The sequence below is a fragment of the Pseudomonas sp. PDM28 genome (assembly GCF_019219115.1).
Lineage (GTDB): Bacteria > Pseudomonadota > Gammaproteobacteria > Pseudomonadales > Pseudomonadaceae > Aquipseudomonas > Aquipseudomonas laurylsulfatiphila.
Genome location: NZ_JAHUWG010000001.1, coordinates 341,234 through 362,853 on the forward strand (window position 1 = coordinate 341,234; position 21,620 = coordinate 362,853).

23 protein-coding genes and 1 other RNA gene are annotated in these 21,620 nt (G+C 60.3%); 12 read left to right on the forward strand and 12 right to left on the reverse strand.

The window, feature by feature from the left end; all coding sequences use genetic code 11:
* Positions 1-99 precede the first annotated feature (99 nt).
* Both hemB and ppk1 read left to right on the forward strand, forming a co-directional pair.
* A complete protein-coding gene (gene hemB / locus KW841_RS01585) occupies positions 100-1,113 on the forward strand; it encodes a porphobilinogen synthase (RefSeq protein ID WP_218473169.1) in 1,014 nt (337 codons plus the stop codon).
* An 18-nt stretch (positions 1,114-1,131) separates the two neighbouring features.
* Positions 1,132-3,354, forward strand: coding sequence for a polyphosphate kinase 1 (gene ppk1 / locus KW841_RS01590; protein WP_007978866.1), 2,223 nt, complete (start codon positions 1,132-1,134; stop codon positions 3,352-3,354).
* A 165-nt stretch (positions 3,355-3,519) separates the two neighbouring features.
* Here ppk1 and ppx read toward each other — a convergent pair whose 3' ends face one another.
* The 5 genes from ppx to KW841_RS01615 all read right to left on the reverse strand — a co-directional run bounded on the left by ppx (position 3,520) and on the right by KW841_RS01615 (position 8,111).
* Positions 3,520-5,022 carry an exopolyphosphatase gene (gene ppx / locus KW841_RS01595; RefSeq protein WP_218473170.1) on the reverse strand — a complete coding sequence of 501 codons (1,503 nt, stop codon included), beginning with the start codon at positions 5,020-5,022 and terminating at the stop codon, positions 3,520-3,522.
* A 241-nt stretch (positions 5,023-5,263) separates the two neighbouring features.
* Positions 5,264-6,001, reverse strand: a complete 738-nt coding sequence (locus tag KW841_RS01600) for an amino acid ABC transporter ATP-binding protein (protein ID WP_218473171.1) — start codon at positions 5,999-6,001, stop codon at positions 5,264-5,266.
* Positions 5,988-6,638 carry an amino acid ABC transporter permease gene (locus tag KW841_RS01605; protein WP_218473173.1) on the reverse strand — a complete coding sequence of 217 codons (651 nt, stop codon included), beginning with the start codon at positions 6,636-6,638 and terminating at the stop codon, positions 5,988-5,990. The genes KW841_RS01600 and KW841_RS01605 overlap by 14 nt, the downstream gene beginning before the upstream one ends.
* Complete coding sequence (locus KW841_RS01610) at positions 6,635-7,303, reverse strand: amino acid ABC transporter permease (RefSeq protein ID WP_218473175.1); 669 nt, start codon at positions 7,301-7,303, stop codon at positions 6,635-6,637. The genes KW841_RS01605 and KW841_RS01610 overlap by 4 nt, the downstream gene beginning before the upstream one ends.
* 22 nt (positions 7,304-7,325) lie before the next feature.
* Entirely contained in the window at positions 7,326-8,111 is a 786-nt protein-coding gene (locus KW841_RS01615; RefSeq protein ID WP_095964292.1) for a transporter substrate-binding domain-containing protein, read from the reverse strand.
* Between the two features lie 256 nt (positions 8,112-8,367).
* Between KW841_RS01615 and KW841_RS01620 the strand changes: the two genes are divergently transcribed.
* From KW841_RS01620 to KW841_RS01645, 6 genes are all read left to right on the forward strand, one after another.
* Positions 8,368-9,075 (forward strand): FadR/GntR family transcriptional regulator, encoded by a 708-nt coding sequence (locus KW841_RS01620; protein WP_218473177.1) that lies wholly within the window; start codon positions 8,368-8,370, stop codon positions 9,073-9,075.
* 121 nt (positions 9,076-9,196) lie between these two features.
* Complete coding sequence (gene trxA / locus KW841_RS01625; protein WP_003206727.1) at positions 9,197-9,526, forward strand: thioredoxin TrxA; 330 nt, start codon at positions 9,197-9,199, stop codon at positions 9,524-9,526.
* Between the two features lie 247 nt (positions 9,527-9,773).
* On the forward strand, positions 9,774-11,033 hold the full coding sequence (rho, locus tag KW841_RS01630; RefSeq protein WP_003206716.1) for a transcription termination factor Rho: 1,260 nt from the start codon (positions 9,774-9,776) through the stop codon (positions 11,031-11,033).
* A gap of 141 nt (positions 11,034-11,174) precedes the next feature.
* Complete coding sequence (gene ubiD, locus KW841_RS01635) at positions 11,175-12,641, forward strand: 4-hydroxy-3-polyprenylbenzoate decarboxylase (protein ID WP_104450230.1); 1,467 nt, start codon at positions 11,175-11,177, stop codon at positions 12,639-12,641.
* Positions 12,641-13,609, forward strand: coding sequence for a CDP-6-deoxy-delta-3,4-glucoseen reductase (locus KW841_RS01640; RefSeq protein ID WP_218473179.1), 969 nt, complete (start codon positions 12,641-12,643; stop codon positions 13,607-13,609). The genes ubiD and KW841_RS01640 overlap by 1 nt, the downstream gene beginning before the upstream one ends.
* A 330-nt stretch (positions 13,610-13,939) precedes the next feature.
* Entirely contained in the window at positions 13,940-14,608 is a 669-nt protein-coding gene (locus KW841_RS01645) for a gamma-glutamylcyclotransferase (protein WP_007978886.1), read from the forward strand.
* Here KW841_RS01645 and glpT read toward each other — a convergent pair.
* Entirely contained in the window at positions 14,584-15,933 is a 1,350-nt protein-coding gene (gene glpT, locus KW841_RS01650; protein ID WP_015097309.1) for a glycerol-3-phosphate transporter, read from the reverse strand. The genes KW841_RS01645 and glpT overlap by 25 nt on opposite strands.
* Before the next feature lie 327 nt (positions 15,934-16,260).
* Here glpT and KW841_RS01655 point away from each other — a divergent pair, with 327 nt between their 5' ends.
* Entirely contained in the window at positions 16,261-16,878 is a 618-nt protein-coding gene (locus KW841_RS01655; RefSeq protein WP_218473181.1) for an energy transducer TonB, read from the forward strand.
* Positions 16,879-16,919: 41 nt separating this feature from the next.
* Here KW841_RS01655 and KW841_RS01660 read toward each other — a convergent pair whose 3' ends face one another.
* Entirely contained in the window at positions 16,920-17,897 is a 978-nt protein-coding gene (locus KW841_RS01660; RefSeq protein ID WP_007978892.1) for an NADPH:quinone oxidoreductase family protein, read from the reverse strand.
* 150 nt (positions 17,898-18,047) lie between these two features.
* On the opposite strand from KW841_RS01660, the gene KW841_RS01665 reads away from it, so the two are divergent.
* On the forward strand, positions 18,048-18,455 hold the full coding sequence (locus KW841_RS01665) for a flagellar basal body-associated protein FliL (RefSeq protein ID WP_102699646.1): 408 nt from the start codon (positions 18,048-18,050) through the stop codon (positions 18,453-18,455).
* A 141-nt stretch (positions 18,456-18,596) separates the two neighbouring features.
* On the opposite strand, the gene KW841_RS01670 is transcribed toward KW841_RS01665, so the two are convergent.
* A complete protein-coding gene (locus KW841_RS01670; RefSeq protein ID WP_218473182.1) occupies positions 18,597-19,049 on the reverse strand; it encodes an EVE domain-containing protein in 453 nt (150 codons plus the stop codon).
* Positions 19,050-19,244: 195 nt separating this feature from the next.
* Between KW841_RS01670 and KW841_RS01675 the strand changes: the two genes are divergently transcribed.
* Positions 19,245-19,400, forward strand: coding sequence for a hypothetical protein (locus KW841_RS01675; RefSeq protein WP_007978897.1), 156 nt, complete (start codon positions 19,245-19,247; stop codon positions 19,398-19,400).
* Positions 19,401-19,435: 35 nt separating this feature from the next.
* Here the strand turns inward: KW841_RS01675 and KW841_RS01680 are convergent, their stop codons facing one another.
* From KW841_RS01680 to KW841_RS01695, 4 genes are all read right to left on the reverse strand, one after another.
* Positions 19,436-20,041, reverse strand: coding sequence for a 5-formyltetrahydrofolate cyclo-ligase (locus KW841_RS01680; protein WP_007978899.1), 606 nt, complete (start codon positions 20,039-20,041; stop codon positions 19,436-19,438).
* A gap of 86 nt (positions 20,042-20,127) precedes the next feature.
* A non-coding RNA gene (gene ssrS / locus KW841_RS01685) (6S RNA) lies at positions 20,128-20,306 on the reverse strand.
* Between the two features lie 30 nt (positions 20,307-20,336).
* A complete protein-coding gene (locus KW841_RS01690) occupies positions 20,337-20,654 on the reverse strand; it encodes a cell division protein ZapA (protein WP_007978902.1) in 318 nt (105 codons plus the stop codon).
* Positions 20,651-20,860, reverse strand: a complete 210-nt coding sequence (locus KW841_RS01695) for a TIGR02449 family protein (RefSeq protein WP_007982902.1) — start codon at positions 20,858-20,860, stop codon at positions 20,651-20,653. Before KW841_RS01695 ends, KW841_RS01690 begins: the two co-directional genes overlap by 4 nt.
* A gap of 194 nt (positions 20,861-21,054) precedes the next feature.
* Between KW841_RS01695 and KW841_RS01700 the strand changes: the two genes are divergently transcribed.
* Positions 21,055-21,612 (forward strand): YecA family protein, encoded by a 558-nt coding sequence (locus tag KW841_RS01700; protein ID WP_218473183.1) that lies wholly within the window; start codon positions 21,055-21,057, stop codon positions 21,610-21,612.
* Positions 21,613-21,620: the final 8 nt, after the last annotated feature.

Here is a 21,620-nt window from a genome sequence, read left to right on the forward strand (position 1 = left end):
GGCTACACGTCGCAGGGTGCACATAACTGTCATACGTTCGTCATAATGGGCACTTATAACTGTCACGCTCGCCCGTCTGCGCGGGCTCAGGAGTCTGCCGTGAGCTTTACCCCCGCCAACCGTCTGTTCCCCGCAACCCGCCTGCGCCGCAACCGTCGTGACGATTTCTCGCGCCGACTGGTCCGTGAAAACATCCTGACCGTCGATGACCTGATCCTGCCGGTGTTCGTTCTGGACGGTGAAAACCGTCGCGAAGCGGTGGCTTCGATGCCGGGTGTCGAACGCCTGACCATCGACCTGTTGCTGGAAGAGGCGGCCAAGTGGGTCGAACTGGGGATTCCGGCGCTGGCGCTGTTCCCGGTGACACCTTCGGAACTCAAGTCTCTGGATGCTGAAGAGGCCTGGAACCCGGAGGGCATCGCCCAGCGCGCCACCCGCGCCCTGCGTGCGCAATTCCCTGAGCTGGGCGTGATCACCGACGTGGCCCTGGATCCGTTCACCACCCACGGTCAGGACGGCATTCTTGATGAAGAAGGCTACGTGCAGAACGACATCACCGTCGACGCACTGGTCAGGCAAGCCCTGTCCCACGCCGAAGCCGGCGCTCAGGTCGTGGCCCCATCGGACATGATGGACGGTCGCATCCAGGCGATTCGCGAAGCCCTTGAAGTGGCCGGTCACGTCAATGTGCGGATCATGGCCTACTCGGCCAAGTACGCGAGCGCCTATTACGGCCCTTTCCGCGATGCGGTCGGTTCGGCGCTGAACCTGGGCAAGGCCAACAAGGCCTCCTATCAGATGGACCCGGCCAACAGCAACGAAGCCCTGCACGAAGTCGCGGCGGACTTGTCAGAAGGCGCGGACATGGTCATGGTCAAGCCAGGCATGCCGTACCTCGACATTCTGTGCCGGGTCAAAGAAGAATTCAAAGTGCCGACGTTTGTCTATCAAGTCAGCGGCGAATACGCCATGCACATGGCGGCGATCCAGAATGGCTGGTTGAGCGAAGGGGTTATCCTCGAGTCGCTGACCGCTTTCAAACGTGCAGGCGCCGATGGCATCCTGACGTACTTTGCCGTTCGTGCCGCTCAATTGTTACGAGAGCAAAAATAGCCCTCCCAGGAACATTCGATGAATACCGAAGTACTCACTGAAGTTGCCGTAAAAGACGCTCAGCCGGTGGTGGAGCAAGTCGACGAGACCCCGCCGGAGCTGGAACCAGCTCCGCCCGCGGCGGTCGTCGAACCCGCTGCGGCAGCACCGGCGGTGGCCATTCCCGGTCTGGATGACAGCAGCCTGTACATCCACCGCGAACTGTCGCAACTGCAGTTCAACATCCGCGTGCTGGAGCAGGCGCTGGACGAGTCCTACCCATTGCTGGAGCGGCTGAAGTTTCTGCTGATCTTCTCCAGCAACCTGGACGAGTTCTTCGAAATTCGCGTCGCCGGCCTGAAGAAGCAGATCACCTTCGCCCGTGAACAGGCGGGCGCCGATGGCCTGCAACCGCATCAGGCGCTGGCACGCATCAGCGAGCTGGTACACGGTCACGTCGATCGTCAGTACGCGATCCTCAACGACATACTGTTGCCGGAGCTGGAGAAACATCAGGTCCGCTTCATCCGTCGCCGCAATTGGACGACCAAGCTCAAGACCTGGGTGCGCCGCTATTTCCGCGACGAGATCGCACCGATCATCACCCCCATCGGCCTCGACCCCACGCACCCGTTCCCCTTGCTGGTGAACAAGAGCCTGAACTTCATCGTCGAGCTCGAAGGTATCGACGCCTTCGGTCGCGACTCCGGTTTGGCGATCATCCCGGCGCCACGCCTGCTGCCGCGCATCATCAAGGTGCCGGAAGAAGTCGGCGGCGCCGGCGACAACTATGTATTCCTGTCGTCGATGATCCATGCTCACGCCGATGACCTGTTCCAGGGCATGAAGGTCAAGGGTTGCTACCAGTTCCGCCTGACCCGCAACGCCGACCTCGCGCTGGACTCCGAAGACGTCGAAGACCTGGCCCGCGCCTTGCGCGGCGAACTGTTCTCCCGTCGCTACGGTGACGCGGTACGCCTGGAAGTGGCCGACACTTGCCCGAAACACCTGTCCGACTACCTGCTCAAGCAGTTCAACCTGAGCGAGACCGAGTTGTACCAGGTCAACGGTCCGGTGAACTTGACGCGGCTGTTCAGCATCACCGGCCTGGACAGCCAGCGTGAGCTGCAATACCTGCCGTTCACCCCGCAGATCCCGAAACTGCTGCAGAACAGCGAGAACATTTTCAGTGTGATCAGCAAGCAGGACATCCTGTTGCTGCACCCGTTCGAGTCGTTCACACCGGTGGTCGACCTGCTGCGCCAGGCGGCCAAGGACCCACACGTGTTGGCGGTGCGCCAGACCCTGTACCGCTCCGGCGCCAACTCGGAAATCGTCGATGCGCTGGTGGATGCGGCGCGTAACGGCAAGGAAGTCACGGCGGTGATCGAATTGCGTGCGCGGTTCGACGAAGAATCCAACCTGCAACTGGCCAGCCGACTGCAAGCGGCCGGTGCGGTGGTGATCTACGGCGTGGTCGGCTTCAAGACCCACGCCAAGATGATGCTGATCCTGCGTCGCGAAGCGGGCGAGATCGTGCGTTACGCGCACCTCGGCACGGGCAACTACCACGCCGGCAACGCCCGCCTGTACACCGACTACAGCCTGCTGACCTCCGACGACGCCTTGTGCGAAGACGTCGGCAAACTGTTCAGCCAGTTGATCGGCATGGGTAAGACGCTGCGCATGAAGAAGTTGTTGCACGCGCCGTTCACCCTGAAAAAGGGCATGCTCGACATGATTGCCCGGGAAACCCAGTTCGCCCTCGACGGCAAACCGGCGCACATCATCGCCAAGTTCAACTCGCTGACCGATCCGAAGATCATCCGCGCGCTGTACAAGGCCAGCCAGTCAGGCGTGCGCATCGATCTGGTGGTGCGTGGCATGTGCTGCCTGCGGCCGGGCATCGCCGGGGTTTCCCACAACATCCATGTGCGTTCGATCATCGGTCGTTTCCTGGAGCACACCCGGGTCTTCTACTTCCTCAACGGCGGCGACGAGCAGATGTTCCTGTCCAGTGCCGACTGGATGGAACGCAACCTCGACAAGCGCGTCGAGACTTGCTTCCCGGTGGAAGGCAAGAAGCTGATCATGCGGGTCAAGAAAGAGCTGGAGCTGTATCTGACCGATAACACCCACAGCTGGAGCCTGCAGCCGGACGGTCGTTACATTCGCAACACACCGACCGGCAATCAGAACCCGCGCAGCGCCCAGGCGACATTGCTGGAGCGTTTGGGCAGTCCGATTCTGGCGGTTCGGTAACGCCAGCAACCTGTGGGAGCGAGCTTGCTCGCGATAGCGGACCGTCAATCGACACTTCGTTGCCTGACATGCCGTCATCGCGAGCAAGCTCGCTCCCACAGGGGTGAACATCGACTGCTGTATCGTGGATAAAAAAAGGCCTTCCGAAGAAGGCCTTTTTCAATTTCAGCGAGCGGTCAACACGATGTCGACCCGGGTCAGCCATTGCGCTTCAATTTCAAAGTCGGCCTGGGTCAGCTGGTTTTCGTCCAGCCAGTTCTCCGGGAACACCACTTCCAGGTGGTTGCCATGGGCGTTCAGTTCCACCTGGGGCATTTGCTGGGTGCCACGGATGTGGTGGAACAGGATCGCAAAGCGCAGTAGCACGCACAGGCGAATCAGCTTGACGCCGTCGTCACCGAAATCGGCGAACTTGTCCTTGGGAATGTTGCGTCGGTGGCCACGTACCAGCAGCGCGAGCATTAACTGGTCTTCGCGGGAGAATCCGGCGAGGTCCGAGTGCTCGATCAGGTAGGCGCCGTGCTTGTGGTACTGGTAGTGAGCGATGTCCAGGCCCACTTCATGGACCTTGGCCGCCCAGCCGAGCAGTTCGCGCCAGACACCGTCTTCCAGGTCCCAGTCTTCGGCCACCTGGTCAAACGCATGCAGCGCCTTGCGCTCGACCCGTGCCGCCTGTTCCTGATCGACGTGGTAGCGCTCCATCAGCGAGGTGAGGGTGCGTTCACGCACGTCCTCATGGTGATGGCGGCCGAGCAAGTCATAGAGCACGCCTTCGCGCAGGGCGCCTTCGCAGTGATCCATGCGTTGCAGTTCGAGGGAGTCGAAGATCGCTTCGAGGATCGCCAGGCCCGCCGGGAAGATCGCCCGGCGATCAGGTTTGATACCTTCGAAATCGATTTTCTCGACGTCGCCCAGCTTCATCAGTTTGCGCTTGAGCCAGGCCAGGCCTTCGGCGTTGACCTCGCCGGTGCCGTGACCGCCAGCCTTCAGCGCCAGACCGATGGCGCGGATGGTACCCGAGGAGCCGATGGCTTCATCCCAGGTCAGGCGGTGCAGGGCGTGCTCGATGCTCATGATCTCCAGCCGCGCCGCCGTGTACGCTTGGGCGTAACGGGCCGGAGTGATCTTGCCGTCCTTGAAATAGCGCTGGGTGTAGCTGACGCAACCCATCTGCAGGCTTTCGCGCAGCAGAGGTTCGAAGCGCTGGCCAATGATGAATTCGGTGCTGCCGCCGCCGATGTCGGCCACCAGGCGCTTGCCCGGGGTGTCGGCGAGGGTGTGGGACACGCCGAGGTAGATCAGGCGCGCCTCTTCTCGACCGGAAATGACTTCCACCGGGTGGCCGAGAATTTCTTCGGCGCGACGGATGAATTCGGCGCGGTTGCGGGCTTCACGCAAGGCGTTGGTGCCAACGATGCGCACGGCACCTGTAGGCATACCGTTGATCAGTTGGGCAAAGCGCTTGAGGCAATCGAGCCCGCGCTGCATGGATTCTTCGTTGAGATGGCGCTCTTCGTCGATGCCGGCGGCCAGCTGAACCTTCTCCCCGAGACGCTCGAGAATACGGATTTCGCCGTTCTGGGCCTTGGCCACGACCATGTGAAAGCTGTTGGAGCCCAGGTCGATTGCGGCGATCAGGGACAGATTCTTGGCTTGGGATTGCGGCATGGTCGGGGGTCTCGGTCGATAACCTCGACATCGTGCCACGATCAAAGGCTGCCGCCAACGCGTAGGAGCTGCCGAAGGCTGCGATCTTTTACCACGGGGCTCTAGTGGTGCAGCCACTGGCCTCTTCGCGGGCAAGCCCGCTCCCACAGGTTTTTGCAGCGAATACGCAATCGTATTTCAACAGAAGACCCTGTGGGAGCGGGCTTGCCCGCGAAGGCGGCGTCATTGGCACCGATGATTTTCAGCCCGCCGCCTCAACTGTCCCGATGAAATTCGCCAGCTCCGCCGTCTGTGGATTGGCGAACACTACTTTCGGATCCCCCACCTCATGCACCTTGCCCTGGTGCATGAACACCAACTTGTCCCCAACCTCCCGGGCGAAGCGCATTTCGTGAGTGACCATGATCAGTGTCATGCCTTCCCTGGCCAGTTGCCGGACCACGCTCAGCACTTCGTTGACCAGCTCCGGGTCCAGGGCCGAGGTGATTTCATCGCACAGCAACACTTTCGGCGACATCGCCAGGGCACGGGCAATCGCCACCCGTTGTTGCTGGCCACCGGACAGCCGATCCGGAAAAGCATCGAACTTTTCCCCCAGGCCGACCCGCTCCAGCATCTGTCGCGCTAGTTCGGCGGCCTTGGCCTTTGGCACCTTCTGTACCACTTGCGGTGCCAGCATGACGTTCTCACCCACGGTCAGGTGCGGGAACAGGTTGAACTGCTGGAACACCATGCCGACTTTCTGTCGCAGGCTGCGCAGGTCGGCGCGGGCGGCGTCGAGGTATTCGCCGTCGACTTCGATCACACCATCGTTGATCGACTCCAGGCCGTTGAGGGTGCGCAGCAAGGTGGATTTGCCCGAGCCACTGCGGCCGATGATCGCCACCACCTGGCCTTCCTCGATGCTCAGGTCGATGCCTTTGAGTACATGATGGTCGCCGTAGTATTTATGCAGGGCGGAAATTCTAAGCAGAGGCATGCAGTCTCCTTTCCAGGTAGCGCGCACTGAGCGACAGGGGGTAGCAGAGCAGGAAATAGCCGAGGGCGACGAGGCCATAGACCATGAAGGGTTCGAAGGTCGCGTTGGCGAGCATGCCGCCGGTCTTGGTCAGTTCGGTGAAACCGATGATCGAGGTGACGGCGGTGCCTTTGACCACTTGCACCGAGAAGCCCACGGTCGGCGCCACGGCGATGCGCAGCGCCTGGGGCAGGATCACATGGCGCAATTGTTCCAGCGGGTTCAGCGCCAGGCTCGCCGAGGCTTCCCACTGGCCATTGGGGATCGATTCGACGCAGCCGCGCCAGATCTCCGCCAGGTAGGCGCTGGTGAACAGCGTCAGGGCGATCGCCGCCGCCATCCACGGCGAAATCTCCACCCCGGCCAGGGCCACGCCGAAAAACACCAGGAACAGTTGCATCAGCAGCGGCGTACCCTGGAACAGTTCGATGTAGGTGCGGGCAAAGCTGCGCGGCAGGGACTTACTCGAGATGCGCATGACCATGATCAGCAAGCCGATCAGCCCGCCGCCAATGAACGCTACCAGCGACAGCGCCAGCGTCCATTGCAGGCCGGTGAGCAGGTTGCGCACGATGTCCCAGAAGGTGAAATCACTCATCGGCTGCTCCTAGCGATGAAGCGGTGGCCTATCCAGTTCAGCAACTGGCGGATCAGCAGCGCCATGCACAGGTACAGCAAGGTAGTCAGGGCGTAGGTTTCAAAGGCGCGGAAGTTGCGCGACTGAATGAAGTTGGCAGCGAAGCTCAGTTCTTCAGTGGCGATCTGCGAACACACCGCCGAGCCGAGCATGACGATGATGATCTGGCTGCTCAGGGCCGGCCAGACTTTGCCCAGTGCCGGCAGCAGCGCCACATGGCGGAACGCTTCGAAGCGCGTCATCGCCAACGCCGCCGCGGCTTCCAGCTGACCCCGGGGGATCGCCTGAATGCCGGCGCGGATGATCTCGGTCGAATAGGCGCCAAGGTTGATCACCATCGCTAGCACCGCCGCCTGCCATTCGGAAATCTGCACGCCCAGGGACGGCAAGCCGAAGAAGATGAAAAACAGTTGCACCAGGAAGGGCGTGTTACGGATCAACTCGACGTAGACCGCGAAAATCCCCGCGAAAGGCCGGATGTTCCACGCCCGCACCAGCGCCCCGACGATGCCCAGCCCCACGCCGAGCACAGCGCCGATGGCGGTCAGTTCAAGGGTGAACAACGCACCGCGCAGCAATAGATCGGTGTTGTTCACCACCGGCAAGAAGTCGAACTGATAAGCCATAACGTCTCTCCTGCGCGCGAGATCAGAGGTCGGCCGGCAGTGGTTCTTTCAGCCAGGTCAGGGCGTTTTTCTCCAGTGCGCCGTCGCTTTTGGCGGTGACGAGGATCTGGTTGACCTTGTCCAGCAGCGCCGGCTCGTTCTTGTTCACGCCGACGTAGACTGGCGAATCCTTGAGCTTCACTTTCAGCGCCGGCACGCGTTTCGGGCTTTTCTCGCTGATCGCCACCATTACCACGTTGCCGCTGGCGATCAGGTCGACCTGTCCCGCCAGGTAAGCGGCGATGGTCGAGTTGTTGTCTTCGAAGCGCTTGATGGTCACGCCTTCGGGGGCGACCTTGGTCAGCTCGATGTCTTCGATGGCGCCGCGGGTGACGCTGATGGTCTTGCCCTTGAGATCGTCCAGGGTCTTGATGTCGGCGTCTGGCGGACCGAACACGGCGAGGTAGAACGGCGCGTAGGCGCGGGAGAAGTCGATGACCTTCTCACGCTCCGGGTTCTTGCCGAGGCTGGAAATCACCAGGTCGACCTTGCCGGTGGTGAGAAACGGGATGCGGTTGGTGCTGTTGACCGGGGTCAGTTCGAGTTTGACCTTGAGCTGGTCGGCCAGCAGTTTCGCGGTGTCGATATCGAGGCCGCGGGGCTTCATATCCGGCCCGACCGAGCCGAAGGGCGGGAAGTCCTGGGGCACGGCCACCTTGAGGACGCCGCGCTTGACCACATCCTCCAGACCGTCGGCGTGGGCGGGTGCCTGGGTCAGCATCAGGCTGGCAAACAGGGCGGCGAGGAGGGCGCTGAAACGCTGGGTCATGGCAAATCTCCAAATCGGCAAGAAGTGATTTCTGCCGATCGACAGAGCATGGGCCATGCCAACATGGGGTTTTGGGGGTGCCAGAGCGCGGTTTTGCTGGTGTCGGACGGTCTTACTGGTCTGAACAGTCAGGTTGTGTTTCGCACCCCGATGGCGCAATCGGGAAAATCACCGAACCCCCATGGGGCACGACTTGCCGGGCGTCGCGAATAGCTTTACAACTGAGTGCACATTGGCCTGGTTCGTCTGGAAAACCATGAACTCGATCTCCCGCGCCGTACCCGAAGTGGCGCTGCAAGCCATCCGCAAACTGATTACCGAACAGGGCTTCGGGCCGGGGGATGCCTTGCCCTCGCAACGAGACCTGGCGGTACAGCTGGGCGTAAGCCGGGCTTCTTTGCGCGAGGCGCTGTCGTCGCTGAGTGCGCTGGGCCTCATCAGCATCCAGCCGGGCAAAGGCGTATTCGTGCAGGCGCCGGTGGAGTTGCCGCGAGGCGAGGCCGCAGCGGGCTGGCCGTTTGCGGCGCAGGCTTCGCCGCTGGATATCTTCCAGTTGCGCTACGCACTGGAGGGGTTTGCCGCGGGGCTGGCGGCCGTGACCTTGAGCACCGAGGAACTCGATGCGCTGGAAGACAATGTTGCCGCCATGCGCAACGAACTCAAAGCCGCTGATTTCGAAGCGGCGGCGCGCCTGGACTTCGAATTCCACCGGCGCATCCTGTTGGCCAGCGGCAATCAGGCAATGTTGAGTATCCTCACCGCCAGCGCCGATATCTTCCTGGAAAGCCAGAAACTACCGTTCATCCGGGCCGAGCGGGCCATGGAAACCTGGCAGGAGCACCGCAAGATCCTTCGCGCGCTGGCTCGCCGTGCCTCTGGCGCCGCGCAAAAAGCCATGCACGAGCACGTGCGCAACGCGGCGTTGCGCACCGGAATCGCCTTTGTCGCTCCCGCCACGGCGTGAACCGGGCTATACCCAAACTCATGGAACACCATAGCGAGACTCAATCAACTGCACCTTCCTGAACGAGGGAAGGGCAGCTATGATGGGCCACGTTTTTTTGCTTACAACCCTGGAGAATTCCATGAGCAGCGATCTTATCAAACACGTTAGCGACGCTAGCTTCGAGGCCGACGTACTCAAGGCTGAAGGCGCTGTACTGGTCGATTACTGGGCTGAGTGGTGCGGCCCTTGCAAAATGATCGCTCCTGTTCTGGACGAAATTGCCGAGACCTACAAAGGCAAGCTGACCGTCGCCAAACTGAACATCGACGAAAACCAGGAAACCCCGGCCAAGCATGGCGTGCGTGGTATCCCGACCCTGATGCTGTTCAAGAACGGCAACGTTGAAGCGACCAAGGTCGGCGCACTGTCGAAGTCGCAACTGGCTGCCTTCCTCGACGCCAACATCTAAGCGTTGTTGCAAAGTGTCCTGAAAAAGCCCCGCAAATAGCGGGGCTTTTTGCGTATTCAGGGCTAGACGCTCCCAAACTCAGGTGATACATTCGGCCCCGCACTGGTTTCTCCATTGCCCCCTGCTAGCCGTCGCCGACGCACTCCTTTTCGAATAAGTACGCGATCCTGTCGCCTTCTCTGCGGCGCGGCCTCATTAAGCCAAAAGCTTAATTTCCCCCCTCCATAAATGATTACGTCATTCCTATATGAATCTGACTGAACTCAAGCAAAAGCCGATTACCGAACTGCTCGAATTGGCCGAACAGATGGGCATAGAAAATATGGCCCGTTCGCGCAAGCAGGACGTGATTTTCTCCCTGCTCAAGAAGCACGCGAAAAGCGGTGAGGAAATCTCCGGTGATGGCGTGCTGGAGATTCTCCAGGACGGCTTCGGCTTCCTGCGCTCCGCTGACGCCTCCTATCTCGCCGGTCCAGACGATATCTATGTCTCGCCGAGCCAGATCCGTCGTTTCAACTTGCGCACCGGTGACACCATCGTTGGCAAGATCCGCCCTCCAAAGGAAGGCGAGCGTTATTTCGCGCTGCTCAAGGTCGACACGATCAACTTCGACCGTCCGGAAAACGCGAAAAACAAGATTCTCTTCGAGAACTTGACCCCGCTGTTCCCGACCGTGCGCATGAAGATGGAAGCCGGTAACGGTTCCACCGAAGACTTGACCGGTCGTGTCATCGACCTGTGCGCCCCGATCGGTAAAGGCCAGCGCGGTCTGATCGTTGCTCCGCCGAAAGCGGGCAAGACGATCATGCTGCAGAACATTGCCGCGAACATCGCGCGTAACAACCCTGAAGTTCACCTGATCGTGCTGCTGATCGACGAACGTCCGGAAGAAGTAACCGAAATGCAGCGCACCGTGCGCGGCGAAGTGGTTGCCTCGACGTTCGACGAGCCGCCAACCCGCCACGTACAGGTTGCCGAAATGGTGATCGAGAAGGCCAAGCGCCTGGTCGAGCACAAGAAAGACGTGGTGATCCTGCTCGACTCCATCACCCGTCTGGCCCGTGCCTACAACACCGTGATCCCGAGCTCCGGCAAGGTACTGACCGGTGGTGTCGATGCCCACGCCCTGGAGAAGCCGAAACGTTTCTTCGGCGCCGCGCGGAACATCGAAGAAGGCGGCTCGCTGACCATCATCGCCACCGCGCTGGTTGAAACCGGCTCGAAGATGGACGAAGTGATCTACGAGGAATTCAAAGGCACCGGCAACATGGAGCTGCCGCTGGATCGCCGCATCGCTGAAAAGCGCGTGTTCCCGGCCATCAACATCAACCGTTCCGGCACCCGCCGCGAAGAGTTGTTGACCGCCGACGACGAGCTGCAGCGCATGTGGATCCTGCGCAAGCTGCTGCATCCGATGGATGAAGTGGCTGCCATCGAATTCCTGGTCGACAAGCTGAAAACGACCAAGACCAACGATGAGTTCTTCCTGTCGATGAAACGCAAGTAAGTCGAGCAGGCACAAAAAGCCGGGGAAACCCGGCTTTTTGCTATCCGATTTTTGATCAGGTGGCAGTTCGTGGTTCTGAACCGAAGGGTTCGGCGCTAAACTGCCTGCCCCGAACGCCACGGCCAAACACGAGGCTTACGCATGCAGTATCGCGACTTGCGCGACTTTATCAGCGGGCTGGAACAGCGCGGCGAACTCAAGCGCATTCAGGTTCCGGTGTCCCCAGTACTGGAAATGACCGAGGTCTGCGACCGCACCTTGCGCGCCAAAGGCCCGGCCCTGCTTTTCGAAAAGCCCACGGGTTTTGACATTCCGGTGCTCGGCAACCTGTTCGGTACGCCTGAGCGCGTAGCACTGGGCATGGGCGCCGAAGCGGTCAGCGAACTGCGCGAGATCGGCAAGCTGCTGGCGTTCCTCAAGGAGCCCGAGCCGCCGAAAGGCCTGAAGGACGCCTGGTCCAAGCTGCCGATCTTCCGCAAGATCATCTCGATGGCGCCCAAGGTGGTCAAAGACGCGATCTGCCAGGAAGTGGTCATCGAAGGCGACGATGTTGACCTCGCGAAGTTGCCGGTGCAGACCTGCTGGCCAGGCGACGTCGCGCCGCTGATCACCTGGGGCCTGACCGTCACCAAGGGGCCGAACAAGGACCGACAGAACCTCGGTATCTATCGTCAGCAGGTGATTGGCCGCAATAAAGTCATCATGCGCTGGCTGAGCCACCGTGGCGGTGCGCTGGATTATCGCGAGTGGTGCGAAAAACATCCGGGCCAGCCCTTTCCTGTTGCCGTTGCATTGGGCGCAGACCCGGCGACCATCCTCGGCGCCGTGACCCCGGTGCCCGACAGCCTTTCCGAATACGCCTTCGCCGGCCTGTTGCGCGGTAACCGCACCGAGCTGGTGAAATGCCGCGGCAACGACCTGCAAGTGCCGGCCACCGCCGAAATCATCCTTGAAGGCGTGATCCATCCGGGCGAGATGGCCGATGAAGGCCCGTACGGCGACCACACCGGTTACTACAATGAAGTCGACAGCTTCCCGGTGTTCACCGTCGAGCGCATCACCCACCGTATCAAGCCGATCTACCACAGCACCTACACCGGCCGTCCGCCGGATGAGCCGGCGATCCTCGGCGTCGCGCTGAACGAAGTGTTCGTGCCGATCCTGCAGAAGCAGTTCCCGGAAATCACCGATTTCTACCTGCCACCCGAAGGTTGCTCGTACCGCATGGCCATCGTGACCATGAAAAAGTCGTACCCGGGCCATGCCAAGCGGGTAATGCTGGGTGTCTGGTCGTTTTTGCGACAGTTCATGTACACCAAGTTCGTTATCGTCACTGACGACGATATCAATGCCCGGGACTGGAATGACGTGATCTGGGCCATCACCACGCGCATGGACCCCAAGCGCGACACGGTGATGATCGACAACACGCCGATCGACTACCTGGACTTCGCCTCGCCGGTGTCCGGCCTGGGGTCGAAAATGGGCCTTGATGCCACGCATAAATGGCCGGGCGAAACCACCCGTGAGTGGGGCCGTGTCATCGTCAAGGACGATGCGGTGACCCAGCGGATCGATGCCATCTGGAATCAGTTAGGAATAGATTGATGCGTGTAACCTTGCAGCCCTCCGGAGCAGTGCTTGAGATATTGCCCGGCGAGCGGATTCTCGATGGCGCGCGACGACTGGGCTACGAATGCCCGCAAAGTTGCCGCAACGGCAATTGCCACGTGTGCGCGGCGCTGCTGGTGGAAGGTCGGGTCGAGCAGGCCGGTAATGTGCGTGATCATGGTGAGTTCTACACTTGCATAGCGGAGCCGCTGGAAGACTGCATCGTGCTGTGGGATGGCGTGCTCGCCTTGGGAGAACTGCCGGTGCGCAGCGTGTCGTGTCAGGTCATTGAGTGCAAGGACGTGGGCGGCGATACCTGGCGCGTGCGTCTGCGGGCTCCGGCCGGCAAACCGCCGCGCTACCACGCCGGGCAGTACCTGATGATCGAGCGCGAGAACGGCGAAAAGTCCGCCTTCTCCCTCGCCTCGGCACCGCATGCGGGACGCGACCTGGAAATCCACGTACTGGCGCGCGAATCCAGTGCGCTGAGCCTGATCGAGCAGCTCCAGCGCAACAGCATGGTGCGGGTCGAGTTGCCGTTTGGCGATACCCACCTCGAGGAGTTGCCGGACGGCCCTCTCGTGCTGATCGCCGCCGGCACCGGCATGGGTCAGGTTCATGGTCTGATCGAACATTGCCGGGCCACGGGTTTCAAGCATCCGGTGCATTTGTATTGGGGCGTGCGTCGTCCAGAAGACTTTTATCAAGTCGAGCACTGGAACGAATGGCTGAAATTGCCCAACCTGTTCCTGCACAAGGTCGTCAGCGATCAATGCGGTTGGGAAGGGCGCTGCGGCATGTTGCATGAAGCGGTCTGTGAAGATTTCCCGGACCTCAAGCCACTGCACGTTTACGCCAGTGGTTCTCCGGCCATGGTCTACGGCACGCTGGATGCGCTGGTAGAGGCGGGAATGGACGCCCACCAGATGCGCGCCGACGTGTTTGCCTACGCACCTAGATCCTGATGCTACACCCTCCCGTAGGAGCGAGCCTGCTCGCGATGGTCGTTAACGATTACGCGGGAAGTCAGGCTGCCCGCAGCGTTCTTGAGTCCATCGTCGGAACGCCGCCCGGAGCAATCTCGCTCCTACAGGGTTATAGGTTTATAACCTGATATATAGCCTATCGGTATTTATGAACTTATATAAATTCCGGTAGGTTATATTCCATCTAGGCACTGAATTAAGAACTGTGCCATGGCATTCAAATTGCCTTAAAACTTATGTGCCTTATTGTTACAGCCGTGCGTTCTATTAAGTAATTCTTCACCCGCGGGGAGCTGAACGCTATTCGCCATGAGCGCCATCGAATCTGCTTTTTTGAATCTGGCTTACCCTCCGCGGCTCGATCTGGGGCCGCAGCTCACCCACGAACAATTGCTTAGCTCGATGCAGTCGACCATGGCCCGTCACAAGGGTGGGCCGGTGTGGCTGTTTGCCTACGGCTCGCTGATCTGGCGGCCTGAATGCACGGCTGTTGAACGGGTTCGCGGCCGGGTGCATGGCTACCATCGCGGGTTGTACCTGTGGTCCCACGAACATCGCGGCACTCCGGAAATGCCCGGCCTGGTGTTCGGCCTGGATCGCGGTGGCTCTTGCAGCGGTTTCGCCTATCGCTTGCCCGAAGAGCAACTCGAAGCCTCGCTGTACGCACTTTGGCAGCGCGAGATGCCATTTCCTTCCTACCGCCCGCACTGGCTCAACTGCCGACTCGAAGATGGCAGCCAGGTTCAGGCCTTGGGGTTTGTGCTGGAGCGACATCTGCCCAGCTATGCCGGCAACCTGCCGGACCATGTGCTGAGCCATGTGTTCGAAAACGCTTGCGGGCGTTACGGCACCACTCGCGATTATGTCGAGCAGACTGCGCACGCCCTGCGTAGCCACGCCATGCCAGACCGGAATCTGGAGGCGCGGCTCAAGCGCTGCAAATCAAAGGCCGATCAAGCGAGTGCTTCGCGGCCCTGACTGGCGACTTGTTTGTGTCGTAGCGTCGGGGCCAGGAAGGCCATCGCCAGCAGGCAGGCGCCCACCAGCAGCACGAAACCGCCGTCCCAACCGAAATGGTCCACGGTGTAGCCCATCGCTGCACTGGCCGCGACCGAACCGCCCAGGTAACCGAACAGACCGGTAAAGCCCGCCGCCGTACCGGCCGCCTTCTTCGGTGCCAGTTCCAGCGCCTGCAGGCCGATCAACATGACCGGGCCGTAGATCAGGAAGCCGATGGAAAGCAGCGCAATCATGTCGATCATCGGGTTGCCGGCCGGGTTGAGCCAGTAAACCAGCGTCGCGACCGTCACCAGCGCCATGAACACCATGCCGGTCAGGCCGCGGTTGCCACGGAAGATCTTGTCCGACATCCAGCCGCACAGCAGCGTGCCCGGGATGCCTGCCCACTCGTAGAAGAAATATGCCCACGAGGTTTTATCCACGGTGAAGCCCTTGGCTTCCTTGAGGTAGGTCGGTGCCCAGTCCAGCACGCCGTAGCGCAGCAGATAGACAAAGACGTTGGCCAGGGCGATGTACCAGAGCATTTTGTTGCGCAGCACGTATTTGACGAAGATTTCCTTGGCGCTGAATTCCTCTTCGTGGCTGGCATCGTAGCCTTCCGGATAGTCGTTCTTGTACTGCTCGATCGGCGGCAGGCCAACCGATTGCGGGGTGTCGCGCATGGTCACAAAGGCAAACACCGCTACCGCCAGTGCCACCGCTGCTGGCACATAGAACGCTGCATGCCAGTCATTGAACAGGCCCATGCCGATCAGGAACAGCGGGCCGATCAGGCCGCCACCGACGTTGTGCGCCACGTTCCACACCGACACCACGCCGCCACGTTCCTTCTGCGACCACCAGTGCACCATGGTCCGGCCACTCGGCGGCCAACCCATGCCCTGCGCCCAGCCGTTGATGAACAGCAGAATGAACATCATGGTCACGCTGGACGTTGCCCAGGGCGCGAAACCGAAAATGAACATGACCCCAGCCGACACCAACAGGCCGAACGGCAGGAAGAAACGCGGGTTGGACCGGTCGGACACCAGGCCCATGAGGAACTTCGACAGGCCGTAGGCAATCGCGATGGCGGACATCGCCAGACCCAGCTGACCGCGGGAGTAACCCTCGTCGATCAGGTACGGCATGGCCAGGGAGAAGTTCTTGCGCAGCAGGTAGTAACCGGCATAGCCAATGAAGATGCCGGCGAAGATCTGCCAGCGCAGGCGTCGGTAGGTGCTGTCTATTTTTTCTTCAGGCAATGGAGCCTGATGTGCGGCAGGACGAAAGAAAGCAAACATTCAAGAGCTCCAGATTTCTTGTTTTGACTGCGGTTACGAATGTTACAGTTTCGTTACCGAAAATAGCACCGGTTCTCATCGGCAAAACAGCGGAAATGTTGGATATCGCGCATTCCTTTATGAACATGTCGCTCAGGTGAAAGTGAAGGGCGTTGTAGGAAGCATTACCCACCCATGCTTTACGCAGCTGATCCATCCCGGGTAGGGCAATTCTTTGGGAAATGTCCTTCTCTGCTACCGGAAGCCGTGACCTTCAGTGCAGCACCCTTGAGCTTTAACCTTGGCCGTACAGCCAATTTTGGCGTTTCAGGTGCGAGGGAGAGGAGGATGCGGTGGTTTTTGTTCGTGGTGCTGCTGTTTGTCTGGTCTGTTGCAAGCAACGCAGGTGAGGTGTTCCTGATACCGGAAAACAACCCCAAGCCGATTTACCCACCGGCGCTGCACCGGGCTGGAATCACCGGTAATGTCCGGGTCAGGTTCGTGGCACATGCCAATGGCTCGGTCAGCAAGGTGAGCATTTTGCAAAGCGATCACCCTGATTTCGCCGAGGCGGCCCGGGTCGCCTTAGCGCAGTGGCGGTTCAAGCCATGGACCGTTGAGGGTGACAAGCCTGAGGAGCAGGAAGTCATTGCGCCGATGATATTCGGGTTCGATGTGTATCTACCGCTGCATCTCAACCAGCGGCTCAAGGCATTGAGATGCCGCGATCTCAATGAGGCATTGGCGCGTGCCCCGGAGCACAAGTGGATTGATTCCGCCGCCTTCCATTACATCCGGGCTTATCTGTCGAACGCGTTTTCCACGGCAACACTGCCGACCGAACGGCGTCTGTCATTGATCGCCGATATGAACAGAAAGGTGCCGAACATTATCAGGCAATGCTCGAACAGCCCGGGATCCAGGTATGTAAGGTTTTTGCCGGAAGATATCCGCCAGTTACTGTAGGGAAAGAGCCTGGACCCAGAGGTCCTGGCCCTTTGCCGGGTTCAGCGAACCTGCACCACCACTTTCCCGACTGCTTTACGCTGGCCAAGATCATTGATCGCCTGCGCCGCATTGCCCAGTGGATACACCTGCGACACCAGCGGCTTCAGCTTGCCTTCGGCAAACCAGCCAAACAGTTGCTGGAAGTTCGCCGCGTTGTCCTGCGGTTGGCGTTGGGCGAAGGAGCCCCAGAATACGCCGAGCACCGCCGCGCCTTTGAGCAGCGCCAGGTTGACCGGCAGTTCGGGGATGCGCCCGCTGGCGAAGCCGACCACCAGCAGGCGGCCGTTCCAGGCGATTGCGCGGATGGCCTGGTCGAACAGGTCGCCGCCCACCGGGTCGTAGATCACGTCGGCGCCCTGGCCGTCGGTCAGGCGCTTGATTTCGTCCTTGAGGCTGGTTTCGCTGTAGTTGATCAGTTCATCGGCACCGGCGGCCTTGGCCACGGCGAGTTTTTCCGCGCTGCTGGCCGCGGCAATCACCCGGGCGCCCATGGCTTTGCCGATTTCTACTGCCGCCAGGCCGACACCGCCAGAAGCCCCCAGCACCAGCAGGGTTTCGCCCGGTTGCAGGTTGCCACGCTGCTTGAGGGCGTGCATCGAGGTACCGTAGGTCATGCTGAAGGCGGCGGCGGTGTTGAAGTCCATGGAGGGCGGAATCGGCAACACGTTGTAGCCCGGTACGGCGACCTGTTCGGCAAAGCTGCCCCAGCCGGTCAGGGCCATGACCCGGTCACCGACTTTCAGATGGCTGACCTTCTCGCCGACTTCGCGGACCACGCCGGCCGCTTCGCCACCCGGGGAAAACGGAAAGGGCGGCTTGAACTGGTACTTGCCCTCGATGATCAGCGTGTCGGGGAAATTGACCCCGGCGGCGTGCACGTCCAGCAGGATTTCATTCTTCTTCGCGACAGGACTGGCGACGTCTTCCAGCACCAGCGATTCGGCAGGGCCGAAGGCTTTGCACAGCACGGCTTTCATCAGGGCTATTCCTTTGGGAGTGATGGCCGATAAGTGTAGGTGTGTGGGTCGAAGGGTCAACGAGCATGCCCGGCCCTGATAGTCAGCCATAAGCTTGTGCTTGCATGGCGGGTCGTTATGCTAGGCCGCAAACCGGATAAGGAGTGAATTGTGAAAGCGTGGATCATGTTGTTGCTGGCCCTGTCCCTGCCTGTGGCAGCGGTGGCCGAAGAAGCCAAAGAAGATACGGCTCCGAAGGTCAGTTACATCACCCTGAGCCCACCCTTCGTGGGGAACTACGGGCTGGACGGCACGCCGAAACTGAAAGTCTACAAGGCCGATGTGGCGTTGCGGGTGACCGGTGACGAGGCTGCCAAGGCGGTGAAGGCCAATGAACCCTTGATCCGCAATCAATTGGTCGCGCTGTTCGCCCAGCAGACCACCGAGACGATGAACAATGTCGAAGCCAAGGAAAAGCTGCGTCAGGAAGCCCTGAAGCAGACCCAGCAGGTGATGAATGACGAAACCGGCAAGCCGGTGGTTGAGGATCTTTTGTTTAACAACCTGATCATTCAATAAGGCTTCTGGCGCCTGTACCGGCCTCTTCGCGAGCAAGCCCGCTCCCACAAGGATTAGCGGTGAACACAAATTTTGTGAGCACCAGAAGCCACTGTGGGAGCGGGCTTGCCCGCGATGGCATTTGGATGGGCACCGAGAACCTTACGGCTTGAGCGATATCACCGCCGCCCACTGCTCCGGCGTCACCGGCATCACCGACAGCCGCGAACCTTTCTGCACCAGCGGCAACTCGGCCAGCGCCGTCTGCTGCTTCAGGTAATCCAGCTTCAGCACCCGGGCAAACGTCTCGACATGGACGACATCGATCGCGCTCCAGGCGTTTTTCTCCGCCGTTGCCTTTGGGTCGTAGTAATGACTTTCAGGTTCCAGTGCCGTCGGGTCCGGATAAGCGGCTTCGACAATCTTGCCGATGCCGGCGATGCCTGGCTCCGGGCAACTGGAATGATAGAAAAAGAACTCATCCCCCACGGCCATGGCCCGCAGGAAGTTGCGTGCCTGGTAGTTGCGAACCCCGTCCCAGCGCGCTTTGCCGAACTTTTCCAGCCCTTTGATCGAGAGTTCGTCGGGCTCGGATTTCATCAGCCAATAGGCCATGTCTTTTGCTCCTTGCGGGGTGATTGAGCCGCTTTTCGGCAATTTTATGACAAACCGACAGTCGGTTGACGTCAGCATTTGCGCAGCGGTTCACGTTGTCGCAAAATGCCGGCCTTTAAAGCTTGACGCTGCTGCACGGCCTACAAACGGAAACCGCTGCTGTCATCGTGTAGATCTGCCTTTGGGGGGCAATCGATGAAACGCAAACCGGATTTACTATGGATTTTGGTCATTTTGTTTGGCCTTGGCGTCGTGACCACCGGCTATGCCCAAAGCCTGTGGGCCAGCAAGACCGATGCGCCGGTCGAGCTCGCCCAATTGCAGCAACAGTCGACAGCCTTCAAGCGCTGATCCTGTTGTCCCGGCGTCGCTGATCGAAGTGGCGCCTAGCCTGCGTAATACCAGGCCTTGTCCGTCACCGTTCCTTGCAACGGCACATCCCAACTCGCCTGAGCCAATCGCTCCACCTTTTGACACTCATGGGCCAGCCCCAACAGCGTCGGCTTGCGCCAGTCATTGCGGCGCGCCAGGTAAGCCAGGCTCCGATCGTAGAAACCGCCGCCCATCCCCAGGCGTCCGCCAACATCGTCAAACCCCACCAATGGCAACAACACCAGGTCCAGCGCCCAGATCCTGCGCTGCCGGGCGAGGTTGGCCCGTGGTTCGAGAATGCGGAAGCGGTTGGGTTTGAGTTTTTCCCCTGGCCGGATGCGCTGGAACACCATTTTGGTTCGCGGCCAGGCACTCAGCACCGGCAGATAGGTGGCCTTGCCCCGGCGCTGTGCGGCACGCAGCAACAGGCGCGGATCAATTTCACCGTCGGTCGGCAGATAGAGCGAGATATGTCGGGCGCGGCGGAACAGCGGTTGCTGGGCCAATTGCTTGTACAGCCCGCGAGCGGCCTGGCGCTGCTGACTGGGTGTCAGTGCGCGACGGGCCTTGCGCAGCATGCGTCGAAGTTGCGGGCGGGGAAGCAGCGCAGGTTCGGTCATGGATTCGGACTTCGGCAGGACGGATACACAAAGCGTACCCGCAAAAACGCCAATGCCGGTATTTAAACCGGCATTGGACTGGAATCAGGCTCCCCGAATGTGTCGCTGTCGACTTAGCCCTTGAACCCGAAAGTTCAAGGTGGAAGATGCAGTAGGCTTTAAGGCTTTCCGTCTAGCGGACATGCACACCAGCCCAACGTGCAACCTCCAGGGTATAGCAAATCGGCTCAGGGACATCGCCAACTGGCAAACACCCCAGGGAGTGATGGCAGTATACCGCAAGCGGCGACGCGAATCAGCCTTTGGTGACGTCCGGATCGGTCGCGAGAACCAGATCGACGCGATCGAGCAGGTCGCGAACCTGCTCGCGGGTCGAGCCGCTGACCTGAACATCCGGGCGATCTTCCTTGTGCAACAGGTCGTGGGTGATGTTCAGCGCAGCCATCACGGCGATACGGTCGGCGCCGATGACTTTGCCGCTGCTGCGGATCTCGCGCATCTTGCCGTCCAGATAACGGGCGGCGCTGACCAGGTTGCTGCGCTCTTCCTGAGGGCAGATGATCGAATACTCTTTGTCGAGAATCTGCACGGTGACGCTATTGCTTGAACTCATGAGTCTTGCTCCAGGGCCTTGAGGCGCGAAATCATCGACTCGACCTTACGCCGGGCGATTTCGTTTTTTTCAATGAGATGCGCGCGTTCCTCGCGCCAGGTCTTTTCCTGAGCTAGTAAGAGTCCGTTTTGACTCTTTAGTTGCTCGACTCGGGTAATCAGCAGTTCGAGTCTGGCCATCAGCGCTTGCAGGTCGGTGTCTTCCATTGTCTTCACTGTCTGATGGGTGTTGGACTGTAGGAACGAGCTTGCTCGCGATGGTCGCCAACGATAACGCTGGGTCCCTGACAACCCGCGGCGTTCTCGGGTTCATCGCGAGCAAGCTCGCTCCTACAGGGGTAGTCGATGTAGGATACAAGGCCTTCATTCTAGACATAGCGCCGTCTGGCGCCTAGCTGCCCATGACCATTCAGAATTCCCCGTACCAAGGCTTCGCCACCCTGCTGACTTCCAGCGGCCACAACGTCTCGCCTGCCGAACTGCACGGCCTGCTGCTCGGCCGCAGTTGCGCCGGCGCCGGTTTCGACGCCGAAGGCTGGCTGATCGACGCCGCCGAACTGCTTGAAAGCGAGCCGCAGGACAACGTTCGCAACGCCCTGATCGGCCTGCAAGAGATGGTAAAGGGCGAGCTCACCGGCGATGACGTGACCGTCGTTCTGCTGTTGCCAACCGACGACGCTCCGCTCACCGAGCGTGCCGCCGCCCTGGGCCAATGGTGCCAGGGTTTCCTCAGCGGTTTCGGCCTGAACTGCCGTGACAGCAGCGCCCTGAGCACCGAGGCCACCGAAGTGCTGCAGGATCTGGCGGCCATTTCCCAGGTGCAAGACGCGCTGGAAGAGTCCGACGACGGCGAAAACGACTATATGGAAGTCATGGAGTACCTGCGCGTCGCGCCGCTGCTGCTGTTCTCCGAGACCAGGAAAGACGTGCCGGCCGCCGCCAAACCGTCGCTGCACTAATCGTTTGC

Bases quoted from the DNA above. Each gene is read 5' to 3' on its own strand.
- KW841_RS01670 (WP_218473182.1), bottom strand. From the start codon at position 19,049: ATGGCCTATTGGCTGATGAAATCCGAGCCCGACGAACTCTCGATCAAA.
- KW841_RS01675 (WP_007978897.1), top strand. From the start codon at position 19,245: ATGAAACGCAAACCGGATTTACTATGGATTTTGGTCATTTTGTTTGGC.
- KW841_RS01615 (WP_095964292.1), bottom strand. From the start codon at position 8,111: ATGACCCAGCGTTTCAGCGCCCTCCTCGCCGCCCTGTTTGCCAGCCTG.
- KW841_RS01610 (WP_218473175.1), bottom strand. From the start codon at position 7,303: ATGGCTTATCAGTTCGACTTCTTGCCGGTGGTGAACAACACCGATCTA.
- ubiD (WP_104450230.1), top strand. From the start codon at position 11,175: ATGCAGTATCGCGACTTGCGCGACTTTATCAGCGGGCTGGAACAGCGC.
- KW841_RS01700 (WP_218473183.1), top strand. From the start codon at position 21,055: ATGACCATTCAGAATTCCCCGTACCAAGGCTTCGCCACCCTGCTGACT.
- KW841_RS01605 (WP_218473173.1), bottom strand. From the start codon at position 6,638: ATGAGTGATTTCACCTTCTGGGACATCGTGCGCAACCTGCTCACCGGC.
- ppk1 (WP_007978866.1), top strand. From the start codon at position 1,132: ATGAATACCGAAGTACTCACTGAAGTTGCCGTAAAAGACGCTCAGCCG.
- KW841_RS01600 (WP_218473171.1), bottom strand. From the start codon at position 6,001: ATGCCTCTGCTTAGAATTTCCGCCCTGCATAAATACTACGGCGACCAT.
- ppx (WP_218473170.1), bottom strand. From the start codon at position 5,022: ATGCCGCAATCCCAAGCCAAGAATCTGTCCCTGATCGCCGCAATCGAC.
- KW841_RS01655 (WP_218473181.1), top strand. From the start codon at position 16,261: ATGCGGTGGTTTTTGTTCGTGGTGCTGCTGTTTGTCTGGTCTGTTGCA.
- rho (WP_003206716.1), top strand. From the start codon at position 9,774: ATGAATCTGACTGAACTCAAGCAAAAGCCGATTACCGAACTGCTCGAA.
- KW841_RS01640 (WP_218473179.1), top strand. From the start codon at position 12,641: ATGCGTGTAACCTTGCAGCCCTCCGGAGCAGTGCTTGAGATATTGCCC.
- KW841_RS01660 (WP_007978892.1), bottom strand. From the start codon at position 17,897: ATGAAAGCCGTGCTGTGCAAAGCCTTCGGCCCTGCCGAATCGCTGGTG.
- trxA (WP_003206727.1), top strand. From the start codon at position 9,197: ATGAGCAGCGATCTTATCAAACACGTTAGCGACGCTAGCTTCGAGGCC.
- KW841_RS01620 (WP_218473177.1), top strand. From the start codon at position 8,368: ATGAACTCGATCTCCCGCGCCGTACCCGAAGTGGCGCTGCAAGCCATC.
- KW841_RS01645 (WP_007978886.1), top strand. From the start codon at position 13,940: ATGAGCGCCATCGAATCTGCTTTTTTGAATCTGGCTTACCCTCCGCGG.
- KW841_RS01680 (WP_007978899.1), bottom strand. From the start codon at position 20,041: ATGACCGAACCTGCGCTGCTTCCCCGCCCGCAACTTCGACGCATGCTG.
- KW841_RS01695 (WP_007982902.1), bottom strand. From the start codon at position 20,860: ATGGAAGACACCGACCTGCAAGCGCTGATGGCCAGACTCGAACTGCTG.
- glpT (WP_015097309.1), bottom strand. From the start codon at position 15,933: ATGTTTGCTTTCTTTCGTCCTGCCGCACATCAGGCTCCATTGCCTGAA.
- KW841_RS01690 (WP_007978902.1), bottom strand. From the start codon at position 20,654: ATGAGTTCAAGCAATAGCGTCACCGTGCAGATTCTCGACAAAGAGTAT.